Annotated in this window: 10 protein-coding genes; 1 reads left to right on the top strand and 9 read right to left on the bottom strand. The window is 58.8% G+C overall.

The genetic code is table 11. The features are described from left to right. Nucleotides 1–27 precede the first annotated feature (27 nt). The gene (locus AC2LD7_RS10115) at nt 28–1194 is read right to left on the bottom strand and encodes an aminotransferase-like domain-containing protein (RefSeq protein ID WP_484597608.1); all 1167 of its coding nucleotides are present in this window, start codon (nt 1192–1194) and stop codon (nt 28–30) included. Between the two features lie 80 nt (nt 1195–1274). Between AC2LD7_RS10115 and AC2LD7_RS10110 the strand changes: the two genes are divergently transcribed. Further along, a complete protein-coding gene (locus tag AC2LD7_RS10110; protein WP_484597607.1) occupies nt 1275–1718 on the top strand; it encodes a MarR family winged helix-turn-helix transcriptional regulator in 444 nt (147 codons plus the stop codon). Nucleotides 1719–1822: 104 nt separating this feature from the next. Here the strand turns inward: AC2LD7_RS10110 and rpsA are convergent, their stop codons facing one another. The 8 genes from rpsA to mtnA form a co-directional block, all read right to left on the bottom strand. Then, on the bottom strand, nt 1823–3508 hold the full coding sequence (gene rpsA, locus AC2LD7_RS10105; RefSeq protein WP_484597606.1) for a 30S ribosomal protein S1: 1686 nt from the start codon (nt 3506–3508) through the stop codon (nt 1823–1825). A gap of 172 nt (nt 3509–3680) precedes the next feature. Further along, a complete protein-coding gene (cmk, locus tag AC2LD7_RS10100) occupies nt 3681–4367 on the bottom strand; it encodes a (d)CMP kinase (RefSeq protein WP_484597605.1) in 687 nt (228 codons plus the stop codon). After that, complete coding sequence (locus tag AC2LD7_RS10095; protein WP_484597604.1) at nt 4364–6607, bottom strand: bifunctional prephenate dehydrogenase/3-phosphoshikimate 1-carboxyvinyltransferase; 2244 nt, start codon at nt 6605–6607, stop codon at nt 4364–4366. The genes cmk and AC2LD7_RS10095 overlap by 4 nt, the downstream gene beginning before the upstream one ends. Further along, the gene (hisC, locus tag AC2LD7_RS10090; RefSeq protein ID WP_484597603.1) at nt 6604–7713 is read right to left on the bottom strand and encodes a histidinol-phosphate transaminase; all 1110 of its coding nucleotides are present in this window, start codon (nt 7711–7713) and stop codon (nt 6604–6606) included. The genes AC2LD7_RS10095 and hisC overlap by 4 nt, the downstream gene beginning before the upstream one ends. An 83-nt stretch (nt 7714–7796) precedes the next feature. Continuing rightward, nucleotides 7797–8894: a prephenate dehydratase gene (gene pheA / locus AC2LD7_RS10085; protein WP_484597602.1), complete on the bottom strand. Its 1098-nt coding sequence runs from the start codon at nt 8892–8894 to the stop codon at nt 7797–7799. Continuing rightward, complete coding sequence (serC, locus tag AC2LD7_RS10080) at nt 8894–9979, bottom strand: 3-phosphoserine/phosphohydroxythreonine transaminase (protein ID WP_484597601.1); 1086 nt, start codon at nt 9977–9979, stop codon at nt 8894–8896. Before serC ends, pheA begins: the two co-directional genes overlap by 1 nt. 142 nt (nt 9980–10121) lie before the next feature. After that, nucleotides 10122–12923, bottom strand: a complete 2802-nt coding sequence (gene gyrA, locus AC2LD7_RS10075; RefSeq protein ID WP_484597600.1) for a DNA gyrase subunit A — start codon at nt 12921–12923, stop codon at nt 10122–10124. Between the two features lie 196 nt (nt 12924–13119). Next, entirely contained in the window at nt 13120–14196 is a 1077-nt protein-coding gene (gene mtnA / locus AC2LD7_RS10070) for an S-methyl-5-thioribose-1-phosphate isomerase (RefSeq protein ID WP_484597599.1), read from the bottom strand. Nucleotides 14197–14217 lie beyond the last annotated feature (21 nt).

Here is a 14217-nt window from a genome sequence, read left to right as displayed (position 1 = left end):
GCACAGCACAATCGCCTGGTGTTGTAATTAGGCTGCCGCGACGACGCCAGCTTCCCGGATCACGCTCGCCAATCTCTGGACACCTTCAGATAGGCGCTCGGGCGCAACGTGACTGAAATTCAGCCGCAGATATCCCAGGTTTTGCTCCGGCTCGGCAAAGAAAGGCTCGCCCGGCATGAATACCACATCCCGAGCCAGAGCCGGATTGAGCAAAGTACGGGTATCGAGTGGCTGCTTGAGTTGCAGCCAAAAGAACAGCCCTCCTTGTGGCAGCTCCCAACTAGCGAGATCGGAAAAGTGTTCCTTCAGGGCAACCTGCATCGCATCACGGCGTAAACGGTAAAAACGCCGTAACTCCATCAGATGCGAGCGATACCGGTCGCTGCCCAGCCACTGCAACGCCTGCCATTGACCGACGCGATTGGTATGAAGATCTGCTGATTGCTTTAGCCGCAGCAGATACGGAAACAGGTCGGGCGTCGCGATCAGGTAGCCGACACGCAATCCCGGCAACAGTGTCTTTGACACGGTGCCGGTATAAATCCAGCTGGCCTTGCGCATGCGACTGACGATGGGCTTGGCGCTGCTTTCGTCGAATACCAGTTCGCGGTAAGGCTCGTCCTCGATCAGCGTCACACCGAATTCGTCGAGCAGCGCGGCGACTGCATCGCGCTTCTCTTCGCTGTAGCGCACACCGGAAGGGTTCTGGAAGGTTGGAATCAAGTAGGCGAAAGCTGGCTTATGTTGTTCCAGACGCTTGCGTAAGGCAGCCAACACCGGCCCATCGACTGCCTGCGGCACGGTCAGGCACTCAGCGCCGAACAGCTGAAACGCCTGCAACGCTGCCAGATAAGTCGGGGCCTCGAGCAATACCTCCGTACCGCGATCGATGAATAGCTTCGAAGCGAGATCGAGCGTCTGCTGCGAACCGCTGACAATCAGTACCTGACTGGCCTCACAGGGTACGCCGAGCAGACGCGCCTCGGCGGCGATGGCCTCGCGCAGCGCCGGCTCTCCTTCACTCATGCCGTACTGGCCGATACTCAACGGCATGTCAGCCCATTCGACATTCGGCAGCATCGACTCTGCAGGCAGCCCGCCGGCGAACGACATCACTTCCGGCCGCTGCGCCGCGGCGAGAATTTCACGGATAAGCGAGCTTTTAAGACGATCGACACGTTCGGAGAAAGCCATGGGGGCACCAGATGCAAGGGCAATTAAAATAAGTCAAACTACTTGACCAAAATTACGCTCCCCATCAGGAATACGTCAATATGCCTGACCTAAAAAAAAGCATGGTCCAGCGCCAGATAATGGAAAGGTTCTTCCTCGGCTACCAAGCTTTCACTGCCAAACCGGACGAAATGCTTGCCCGTCGCGGGCTTTCCCGAGTGCACCATCGGATCCTGTTTTTTATCGCGACCTACCCTGACCTGAGCATGAAGGAATTGCTCGGCTACCTGGGCGTCACCAAGCAGGCATTGAATACTCCGCTGCGACAGCTGATGGAGATGCATTTGGTAGAAAGTCGGGCCGCTGAAGACGATAAACGCAAACGCATGCTGCGTTTCACTAGTGACGGAGCGAAACTGGAACAAGCTCTGCGACGAGAGCAAGTGCGCCTGCTTGAGCGTGCGTTCAACGAGGCGGGAGAGGACGCGGTTTCTGGCTGGCTCTCGGTGAATCAGGCACTGGCCACCGGCACGAGTCGCAGCTAGGCGAAGCGCTCAGCAACTCATCGACTATGTGCATGAAATAGCAGCAAAATTATAGGTACAAAAAAGGGCGACCGAAGTCGCCCTTTTTCAATGGATCGCAGAACTTAGTTCTGATTTTCCATTTGTGCGCGGATCAGGTCACCGATGGTGGTCGGACCGGCTGCTGGCTCTACGTCCTGCTTGGTACGCAGTTCCTTCATCGCGTCTTTCTCGTCTTCAACGTCTTTCGACTTGATGGACAAGCTGATGACACGACTCTTGCGGTCGATGCTGATGATCTTGGCTTCGACTTCTTCGCCTTCCTTCAGCACGTTGCGCGCGTCTTCGACGCGATCACGGCTGATTTCGGACGCCTTCAGTGTTGCTTCGATATCGTTGCCCAGATCGATGATGGCGCCTTTGGCGTCAACTTCTTTCACGGTACCGCGAACGATGCTGCCCTTGTCATTGACGGCGGCGTAGTTGGAGAACGGATCGTCTTCCAGCTGCTTGATGCCCAGGGAGATGCGCTCACGCTCTGGATCGACGGACAGGATGACGGTATCCAGCTCGTCGCCCTTCTTGAAGCGGCGAACGGCCTCTTCACCGGCTTCGTTCCAGGAGATGTCGGACAGGTGAACCAGACCGTCGATGCCGCCGTCCAGACCAATGAAGATACCGAAATCGGTGATCGACTTGATGGTGCCGGAGATGCGGTCGCCCTTGTTGAACTGGCCAGAGAAGTCTTCCCATGGGTTGGACTTGCACTGCTTGATACCCAAGGAGATACGACGACGCTCTTCGTCGATGTCCAGAACCATGACTTCCACTTCATCGCCGACCTGTACGACCTTCGACGGATGGATGTTCTTGTTGGTCCAGTCCATTTCGGAAACGTGCACCAGACCTTCGACGCCCTCTTCCAGCTCAGCGAAGCAGCCGTAATCGGTCAGGTTGGTAACCTTGGCAACAACGCGAGTGTTCTCTGGGTAGCGAGCCTTGATAGCAACCCATGGGTCTTCGCCCAGCTGCTTCAGGCCCAGGGAGACGCGGTTGCGCTCGCGGTCGAACTTCAGCACCTTGACGTCGATCTCGTCGCCAACATTGACGATCTCGGAAGGATGCTTGATGCGCTTCCAGGCCATGTCGGTGATGTGCAGCAGGCCGTCCACGCCGCCCAGGTCGACGAATGCGCCGTAGTCGGTGAGGTTCTTGACGATACCCTTGACCTGCTGGCCTTCCTGCAGCGATTCCAGCAGAGCTTCGCGCTCGGCGCTGTTCTCGGCTTCCAGGACGCTACGACGGGAAACGACAACGTTGTTGCGCTTCTGGTCCAGCTTGATGACCTTGAACTCGAGTTCTTTGCCTTCCAGGTGAGTGGTATCACGCACCGGACGGACATCGACCAAGGAACCTGGCAGGAACGCACGGATGCCGTTAACGTCGACAGTGAAGCCGCCCTTAACCTTACCGTTGATAACGCCCTTGACCACTTCCTCAGCTGCGAAAGCCGCTTCCAGAACAATCCAGCACTCGGCACGCTTGGCTTTTTCGCGGGACAGCTTGGTTTCACCGAAGCCATCTTCAACCGCGTCCAGCGCAACGTGAACTTCGTCACCCACGCTGATGGTCAGTTCGCCCTGCTCGTTGTAGAACTGCTCGACCGGGATGACGCCCTCGGACTTCAGACCGGCATGGACAGTGACCCAGTCACCATCGATGTCGACCACGATGCCGGTGATGATGGCGCCCGGCTGCATGTCGAGGGTTTTTAGGCTTTCTTCAAAAAGTTCTGCAAAGCTTTCGCTCATGTTTATTCCTGCTGTTTTCAGGCGAGGATCCGCCCAATCTCCACATCCCAGATAGAAGTGGGTTCATTCATATAAAAAAAGGCCTGCGGGACTAGATCTGGTCTCCCACATGCCTCCTTGTTAACGGCCCTGAAATTACAGAGCTGTCAGGCCGCCTCTCGACGGTCGCTCATCAGGCAAAATCGCGCTTGGCGACTTCGCTCAGAATCTGTCCTAACACCTGCTCGATAGAAAGCTCGGTGGAATCCAGCTGTACCGCATCGTCTGCCGGCTTCAGCGGAGCCACTTCACGCTGGGTATCGCGCTCATCGCGCGCCCGTATCTCATCGAGAAGACTCGCGAGATTAACATCATCACCCTTGGCCTTCAACTGCAGGAAGCGGCGACGTGCCCTTTCTTCAGCACTTGCAGTAAGGAATATCTTCAAGGGTGCGTCAGGAAAAACCACCGTTCCCATATCCCGCCCATCGGCAACGAGCCCGGGAAGCTCGCGAAACGCCTTTTGGCGCTGCAATAGTGCATCACGCACAGCCGGCAATGCGGCAACCTGGGAAGCACCGGCACCGATATGCTCGTTACGGATAGCGTTGGTGACCTCCTCTCCCTCGAGGACGATCTCCATGCCATGGCCGTCTTTGGCTGCGCCGAACTGCACATCCAGATGAGCCGCCAGTAGCTTGAGCGCCTCCTCGTTAGTCAGGTCGACACCATGGTTATACGCGGCGAAGGCGAGCAGGCGGTAAAGCGCACCGGAATCAAGAAAATTCCATCCCAGCTTACCCGCCAGCAGTGCCGCAACCGTGCCCTTGCCGGAGCCGCTCGGGCCGTCGATGGTGATGACCGGGACCTGCCTGATCATGAATGACTCTCCACGCCTATCCGCATTCCGACCTTCTCGGCCAGCGCGAGGAAATTCGGAAACGAAGTGGCCACGTTGGCGCAATCGTGGATGCGTATCGGCGCACCAGCTCGAAGCGCCGCAACACTGAAGGACATCGCAATGCGATGATCGCCGTGCGCCCAGACCTCGCCACCATCAATGGTGCCGCCTTCGATGATAATCCCATCTGGAGTCGGTGTAGCCTTCACGCCGAGCGCTTGCAGACCATCGGCCATGACTTGAATACGGTCGGACTCCTTGACCCTCAGCTCCTCGGCACCACGCAAAGTGGTTCGGCCTTCGGCACAGGCCGCGGCAACGAACAGCACAGGGAACTCATCGATCGCGAGCGGAACGAGGTCTTCTGGAATATCGATGCCCCGGAGCGGTGCCGCTTGCACCCGGATATCTGCAACCGGCTCACCGCCTACTTCACGCAGGTTGGTCAGCTCGATGTTGGCACCCATCAGCTTGAGAATATCGATAACACCAGTACGCGTCGGGTTGATCCCGACATGCTCAAGCGTAATATCGGAACCCGGTGCGATGCTGGCCGCGACCATGAAAAAAGCCGAAGAAGAAATATCGGCAGGCACTTCGATTTGAGTCGAGCGCAGCGTGTGGCCAGACTCGACCGTAGCGGTATTGCCTTCTACCTGCACTGGATAGCCGAAACCTTGCAGCATTCGCTCGGTGTGGTCCCGCGTTGGAGCCGGTTCGGTAACGGAAGTCTTCTCAGCCGCATACAGGCCAGCCAGGAGCAGGCAGGATTTGACTTGAGCGCTGGCCATCGGCATTTCGTAATGCATGCCGGACAACCTTTGGCCGCCGCGAATGGTCAATGGCGGTCGGCCTTCAGCTGCCGTCTCAATCACGGCACCCATTTCTCGCAACGGTTTAGCCACCCGGTTCATCGGTCGCTTGGACAGCGAGGCATCTCCGGTAAGCGTGGTGTCGAACGGCTGCGCCGCCAGCAGCCCGGATAACAGGCGCATCGAGGTACCCGAGTTACCCAGATAGATCGGTCCCGGTGGCGCCTTTAGGCCATGAAGCCCGACACCATGGACCGTAACCCGTCCCTGATTCGGCCCTTCGATCACTACGCCCATGTCGCGGAATGCCTGAATGGTGGCGAGCGCATCCTCTCCTTCGAGGAAGCCCTCCACCTCGGTAGTCCCCTCGGCAAGCGAGCCGAGCATGATGGAACGATGGGAAATGGACTTATCACCTGGCACACGAAGCTGGCCATTCAGACTGCCGCCAGGGTTGGCGAGGAAAATCAATTCATTGGAATGCATAACGTCCACATAGGCTCTGCGAGCCAGTATTTTGCTGAAATGTTCTCGGGCAGCCTTGGCGCGAGTAAACACGCCCAACAACGTATGCCCGTCTCCTTCATCGACCGCAGCGCGCAGCGCCTCGAGGTCGGCACGAAAATCATCCAGGGTATGCAGCACCGCCTCACGATTGGCGAGGAAGATGTCATGCCACATCACCGGATCACTACCCGCTATACGGGTGAAATCACGAAAACCACCCGCCGCATAACGGAATATCTCGAGATTCTCGTTTCGCTTCGCCAACGAATCTACCAGGCCAAATGCCAGCAAGTGCGGAAGATGGCTGGTAGCAGCGAGCACCTCATCATGATGCTGGACATCCATATGTTCGACATCGGCGCCCAGTGCGCGCCACAACCCGTCGACAAGCGCCAGCGCAGCGGGATCGGTATCTTCCAACGGCGTCAGGATCACCTTGTGCCTACGGAAAAGCGTGCTTTGGGCAGCAGTGACACCGCTCTGTTCCGAACCGGCTATCGGATGGCCCGGCACGAAACGAGGCGGCATCCGACCGAACACTTCACCAGCACAACGCACCACATTGCCTTTAGCGCTGCCGACATCAGTAAGCACTGCATCACCGAGATCGAGCATGGCGAGCTCCGCCAGCAACCGCTCCATCGCCAGGATCGGCACAGCCAGCTGAATGACATCCGCCCCCTGGCAGGCCTCCGCTAGATTATCCGCACACCGATCCACCACGCCGAGCTCGACAGCAAGTTCGCGGGAGCGCGGATCGAGATCGAAACCGACTACTTCGCCACAAAGCCCGCGCTCACGCAGGCCCTTGGCGAACGAGGCGCCAATGAGCCCGAGGCCGACAACGGCCAGACGGCGCACCAGCGGCACGCCGGAGCACCGTTCAACGTCTCGACTCAACGCCCGAGAGCCTTGCGAAGGACATCCAGAAAACGGTCATTTTCCGCTTCGGTGCCAATGGAAACCCTCAGGAACGTCGGCATTCCGTAGCCAGCGACCGGCCGCACGATAACGCCATCGCGTAGTAGTGCCTGATTTATTGGCGCCGCGTCACGACCAAAATCGACCGCAATGAAGTTGCCCTTCGACGGAATCCAGTCCAGCCCCAACTGCTTGAAGCCCGCCTCGAGCTGGAGCATACCGGCGCTATTGCAAGCCCTGCTCTCGGTCAGATAGCGGCTATCATCGAGCGCCGCGCAAGCCGCTGCGAGCGCCAGGCTGTTGACATTGAACGGTTGCCGCACCCGATTCAGCACATCGGCAATTTGCGCCGAACAGATCGCATAACCCACGCGCAGCGCAGCCAGCCCGTAGGCTTTGGAAAAGGTGCGGGATACTAGCAAGTTGGGATGCGAAGCCAGAAACTCCAATCCATCCGGCAGTTCGCCGCCCTCTGCGTATTCGATATAAGCCTCATCCAGCACCACCAGAACATGCGCGGGAACATTGCACAGAAAGCTACCCAACGCATCAGCGCCAAACCAGGTACCGGTGGGATTGTTCGGATTGGCGATGAACACGACACGCGTATTGTCGTCGATAGCGGCCAGCATGGCGTCTAAATCATGGCCCCACTGCTTGGCTGGAACAGCCTTCGCACGCGCGCCGACGGCCTGAGTGGCAATCGGGTAGACCGCAAATGCATGTTCACTGAATACCGCGTTGAGACCAGGCGCGAGGTAGGCCCGCGCGACCAGCTCGAGGATATCGTTGGAGCCATTGCCGAGCGTCACCTGCTCGATGTCGACGCCATATCGCTCAGCCAATTTCTGCTTGAGTACGAACCCGTTACCATCGGGATAGCGGGTCAACTCGTCGAGCTGCGCCTTAATCACCTCGACAACTCTGGGACTGGGACCCAGCGGGTTTTCGTTGCTGGCCAGTTTGACGATGGTAAGTGGATCCAGGTTCAGCTCACGAGCCAGCTCATCGACCGGCTTGCCTGGCACGTAAGGCGACAGCTTCTGCACGCCTGGCTGCGCCAGGGCGAGGAAATCACAACTCATAAAAAGGCCTCAGGCTGCAGGCTCACAGGCCGCAGGTACAAGCCGCTCGCCTGTCGCCTGCAACCTGCAGCCTGAAGCCGCAGTTAAAGTACCGCCTTCGGATAGGACCCCAGCACCTTCAATGCCACCGCTTCGCGCCCGATCTTCTCGAGCACATCCTTGATCAGCGGATCCTGATGATGGCCGATGCAGTCGATGAAGAATACGTAGGTCCATTTGCCGCTGCGCGAAGGACGGGTTTCGATACGCGTGAGGTCAATGCCATTGGAGTGAAACGGCATCAGCAGTTCATGCAGCGCACCCGGCTTGTTGCGCATGGAAACAATGATCGAGGTCTTGTCGTCGCCGGTAGGCGGCACTTCCTGGCTACCAATGATAAGGAAGCGCGTGGAGTTATCCGGACGGTCTTCGATTTTTTCGGCAATTTTGGTCAGGCCATAGAGCTGCGCCGCCATATCGCCAGCGATTGCCGCGGAATTCCACTCGCTCTTCACGCGCTTGGCGGCGTCGGCATTGCTGGATACCGCGACACGCTCGACGTTCGGGTAATGCGCATCGAGCCACTTGCGGCACTGCGCCAGCGACTGAGCATGTGAATAAATACGTGTGATCCGATCCGTCTTGGTCGTTTCGCCCACCAGCAGATGATGGTGGATCCGCAACTCGACTTCGCCGCAGATGACGATGTCGTGCTCGAGAAAACTGTCGAGCGTGTGGTTAACAGCGCCTTCGGTAGAATTTTCCACCGGCACCACGCCGAAATTGACCGCACCGGCGACCACCTCACGAAAGACTTCATCGATCGCTGCCATCGGCTTGCTGATCACCGCCTGACCAAAATGCTTCAGCGCCGCAGCCTGGGAAAAGGTACCTTCAGGCCCGAGATAAGCCACTCGCAACGGCTGTTCAAGCGCCAGGCAGGAGGACATGATCTCGCGGAAAAGGCGCGCCATTTCCTCGTTAACCAGCGGCCCCTTGTTCAACTCCATGATGTGCTTGAGAACCCAAGCTTCACGCTCGGGGCGATAGAACACCGCCTCCTCGCCTTCAGCCAGCGATGCGGTTTTGACCCGAGCTACGTCCTGGGCGCAACGGGCGCGTTCGCTGATCAGCTCGAGAATCTTCTCGTCGAGACTGTCGATGCGTACACGCAGCGCCTTCAGCCGGTCGACATCGCTCATCAGCCGTGCTCCTTCTCGAATTCGCGCATGTAGGCGACCAAGGCCTCGACCGCATCCAGACCGACCGCGTTATAAATGGAGGCGCGCATGCCCCCGACTGAACGGTGGCCTTTGAGGTTGAGCAGACCGCGCGCATCGGCACCAGCCAGAAATACCTTATCCAGCTGTTCATCAGCGAGCCTGAACGGTACGTTCATCCATGAGCGGGCATTGGTCGCGATCGGGTTGGAATAGAAATCGCTGGAATCGATTGCACCGTAGAGCAGTTCCTTCTTGGCTCGGTTGCGCTGTTCCATCGCCTCGACCCCGCCCTGCTCCTTCAGCCATTCGAAGACCAAGCCGGAGAGATACCAGGAAAAAGTCGCTGGCGTGTTGTACATGGAGCCGTTGTCCGCGGCGATTTTGTAATTGAGCATGGTCGGGCAGTTGGAACGTGCGTGACCTAACAAATCCTCGCGAACAATCACCACTACCAGACCCGACGGACCGATATTCTTCTGCGCACCGGCGTAGATCAGACCGAAGCGGGAAACGTCCAGCCGACGCGAGAGGATGTCGGAAGACATGTCGACTACAAGCGGCGTGTCGCCAAGTTCCGGCACCCAGTCGAATTGCAGCCCGCCAATGGTTTCGTTGCTGGCGTAATGCAGATAGGCCGCGTTGTCGCTGAGTGCCCACTCGTTCTGACCGGGAATGGCGAAGTAATCGTAGGGTTTGGCGCTGGCGGCCACATTGACCTGACCAAAACGCTTGGCCTCTTCAATGCACTTGCGCGACCAGATGCCAGTATCGATGTAATCGGCTACGCCATCCTCGGGCAGCAGATTCAGCGGGATCTCGGCAAACTGCTGGCTGGCGCCACCCTGCAGAAACAGCACCTTGTAGTTGGAGGGGATGTTCAGCAGATCGCGCAGATCCTGTTCGGCCTTTTCCGCAATGGCCATGTAATCGTCGCTGCGATGGCTCATTTCCATGACGGACAGGCCACGACCTTGCCAGTCGAGGAGCTCGGCCTGGGCACGTTGCAGCACGGCTTCGGGAAGCGCGGCCGGGCCGGCGCAGAAATTAAACGCGCGTTTGCTCATCTTCGTTCTCTCAAAAACGGTCGATACCATGCTCGCTCAGCCCAGGACCATGAGGCCAGGGGCAGCGCTCGCAACTCCTTCATCCGCAGCAGGCATACAACGAAACAGCGGCGAAGCCCGTGAAGGCTGCGCCGCCGCTCGATCAGTCGTCGGTCGGCACTACATCTGGCGGAACGTCGCCACCGCCCCCAAGCAACTCATCTTCGCTGGGCTCGGTGCTGACAACGGGCATTTTCTTATCCAGTGCATCCTCGTCGATAACCGCCTCGATATCTTCGAGGACATCTTCCTCGGAAGGCTCTTGAACCCGCTCGAGACCGACAAGGTGTTCGTTCTTGCCCAGCTTGATCAAAGTGACGCCCTGGGTATTACGGCCCAACGACGATACTTCGTCGACGCGCGTACGCACCAGCGTGCCCTGGTCGGAAATCAGCATGATCTCCTCGCCCTGCTGCACCTGAACGGCACCGACCAGCCGGCCGTTACGTTCATTAGCGACCATAGCGATAACGCCTTGGCCGCCACGACCGCGGCGCGGGAACTCATCGATCACGGTGCGCTTGCCGTAGCCATTGAGGCTCGCGGTGAGGATCTGCGCATCTGGCTCAGGAATCAGCATGGAGATCAGACGCTGACCTTCCGGCAGACGCATGCCACGAACGCCACGAGCAGTACGGCCCATGGTGCGAACGTGCTTTTCCTTGAAGCGAATTACCTTACCGCCATCGGAGAACAGCATCACCTCGCGCGCACCGTCGGTGACGGCAGCCGCGATCAAGGTGTCGCCCTCCTCCAAGCCGAGCGCGATCAGGCCGACGCTACGTGGACGGCTGAACTGCGACAGAGGCGTTTTCTTCACAGTGCCCTTGGCGGTCGCCATGAAAATGTAGGTGCCGGTGGGCTCGTCTACCGACTCGTCGGCTTCTTCGCCATCGAGCGACTCTTCCGCCTCATCAATCTCGCTGATGATTTCCGCATCTTCGACATCGTCATCGCCGTTCAGCTGTTGCTGGCGCGCAGCCTCGATATCGACCTGCAGCATGGCAGTGATGTGCTCGCCTTCGGAAAGCGGCAGCAGGTTGACCAGCGGACGGCCGCGTGAAGTACGTGAGGCTTCTGGAATCTCGTAGGTCTTCAGCCAGTACACCTTGCCCTTGCTGGAGAACAGCAACAGCGTGGTGTGGCTGTTCGCGACCAACAGATGCTCGACGTAATCCTCTTCCTTGACACCCGTCGCCGCCTTGCCGCGACCGCCTCGACGCTGCGCCTGGTAGGCTGCCAGCGGCTGGGACTTGGCGTAGCCGCCATGGGAGATGGTGACCACGCGCTCTTCTTCGGTGATCAAGTCAGCCAGCGTCAGGTCCAGACGCGCCTCGAGAATTTCGGTACGACGGGCGTCGCCGAAGTCACGCTTGACACCCTCGAGCTCCTCGCGGATGACTTCCATCAGGCGCACAGGGTTGGTCAGGATGCGGATCAGCTCGCCAATCTGGGTGAGAATTTCCTGATACTCGCTGAGCAGTTTCTCGTGCTCGAGGCCAGTCAGGCGATGCAGGCGCAGGTCAAGAATGGCTTGAGCCTGTTCCGGTGACAGATAGTATTTGCCGTCGCGCAGACCATACTGCGGATCGAGACCCTCGGGGCGGCAAGAGTCGGCACCGGCACGCTCGACCATCGATTCGACGGCACTTGATTCCCATGCTTCGGCAATCAGCGCTTCCTTGGCTTCAGCCGGAGTAGGCGACGCCTTGATCAAGGCAATGACCGGGTCAATGTTGGACAGCGCGACCGCTTGACCTTCGAGGATGTGCCCACGCTCACGCGCTTTGCGCAGCTCGTAAACGGTCCTGCGGGTCACGACTTCGCGACGATGACGAACGAAGGCTTCGAGCAGCTCCTTCAGGTTCAGCGTGCGCGGCTGGCCATCGATAAGCGCGACCACGTTAATGCCGAACACGCTCTGCAGCTGGGTCTGAGCGTACAGATTGTTGAGGATGACCTCAGGCACTTCGCCGCGACGCAGCTCGATAACCACGCGCATGCCGTCCTTGTCGGACTCGTCGCGCAGCTCGGTGATGCCTTCGAGCTTCTTTTCCTTGACCAGCTCGGCGATCTTCTCGATCAGCCGCGCCTTGTTCAACTGATAAGGCAGCTCGGTAATAACAATCTGCTGGCGGCCGCCGACCTTGTCGATGTCTTCGATGGTCGAGCGGGCGCGCATATAGATGCGTCCGCGACCGGTACGATAGGCCTCGACGATGCCGGCACGCCCGTTGATGATCCCTGCTGTCGGGAAATCCGGACCGGGGATGAACTGCATGAGCTCATCGATGGTGATCTCGGAGTTCTCGATCAGCGCCAGGCAACCATCGATCACTTCGCTCAAGTTGTGCGGCGGAATATTGGTCGCCATACCCACGGCGATACCACTGGAGCCGTTGACCAGCAGGTTCGGAATCTTGGTCGGCATGACCGCCGGAATCTGCTCGGTGCCGTCATAGTTGGGCACCCAATCGACGGTTTCCTTGTCCAGATCGGCCAGCAGTTCGTGTGCCAGCTTGGCCATCCGCACTTCGGTGTAACGCATGGCCGCCGCGTTGTCGCCATCGACCGAACCGAAGTTGCCCTGGCCGTCGACCAGCATGTAGCGCAGCGAGAATGGCTGCGCCATCCGCACGATGGTGTCGTAGACCGCGGAATCACCGTGGGGATGGTATTTACCGATCACGTCACCGACCACACGAGCGGATTTCTTGTATGGCTTGTTCCAGTCGTTACCCAGTTCGCTCATGGCAAAAAGCACACGGCGATGCACAGGCTTCAATCCGTCGCGCGCATCCGGCAGCGCTCGTCCGACGATTACGCTCATGGCGTAGTCGAGGTAGGACTGCTTGAGTTCGTCTTCGATATTGACCGGGAGGATTTCTTTGGCCAGTTCGCCCATGGAAGCCTGGTTCCTTATAGTCAGCAGGGTCCTGCGATTAAGCGCGGAATGGTATCACAAGGAGGCATGCCGCTGGAGGCTGGAGGCTTAACGAAGAAAGCGCTTCGAGCCCGTGCCGTTCGCTGATTTAACGAAAGGGCACAAGGTCTTGCCATTATTCGTCCAGCCTTCAGCCTCCAGCCGCGTTATTCGTCCTTCAGTGGAGCCGCTTGCGGCTCATCAAGGCAGCCAGCTTGGCCGCGCTCGGGCGTTCGACGACACCCTTTTCAGTGACGATGGCGTCGATCAGATCAGCAGGCGTCACATCGAATACCGGATTGAATGCATCGACGTCAGCCGCAAATCGCTGCCCATTAACCTCCAGCAGTTCGCTGCCCGCGCGCTCTTCGATAGGAATGTCATCGCCGGTCTCCAGCTCCATATCAATGGTCGAGCTCGGCGCTACCACCATGAACCGCACGCCATGGTGCATGGCCAGCACGGCAAGCTGGTAGGTGCCGATCTTGTTGGCAACGTCACCATTGGCGGTAATCCGATCAGCACCCACGATCACCCAGGTGATGCCGCGCGTCTTCATCAAATGCGCCGCAGCCGAGTCGGCATTCAGGGTGACCGGCACGCCTTCGCCCGCCAGCTCCCATGCGGTCAGGCGCGAGCCCTGTAGCCAAGGCCGTGTTTCGTCTGCGTAAACGCACTCGACAAGCCCTTCCAAGTGCGCGGCACGGAGCACACCGAGTGCGGTGCCAAAACCACCGGTAGCAAGCGCGCCGGTATTGCAGTGAGTGAGCAGATTTTGAGGATTGCCCTGATATTTGCGAATCAGGTCGACGCCTAGCTGCGCCATGGTGAGATTGGCTTCGCGATCGCTCGCGTGAATGGAGGCCGCCTGAGCCTCGGCAGCCACCAGCGGATCTTCGCCTGGTTTCAGCCGATCCAGCCGCTCACGCATCTGATTCAGCGCCCAGAACAGGTTGACGGCGGTCGGACGTGAGTCGGCAAGTATCTTGAAGTCCTCCTCCAGCGCCGCACGCCAGTCGCTACCTTCGGCGAGCCGGGCCTTGAGTCCCAGAGCCAGCCCGTACGCCGCGCTGATCCCGATCGCCGGAGCGCCGCGCACGACCATCTCGCGAATGGCCGTCGCAACAGCCGCAGCAGAATCGTAGGTGTGCCATAGCTCTTCCAGCGGCAGTTTGCGCTGGTCGAGCAAACGCAGCTGCCCGCCCTGCCACTCGATAGCCTTCACTTTTTCTGCGGCCAACAAGCGCTCACGCATGGCAATCCTCTCTCTACTTGA

Source organism: Stutzerimonas sp. (assembly GCF_982611455.1).
This window is presented reverse-complemented; position numbering and strand designations above follow the sequence as displayed.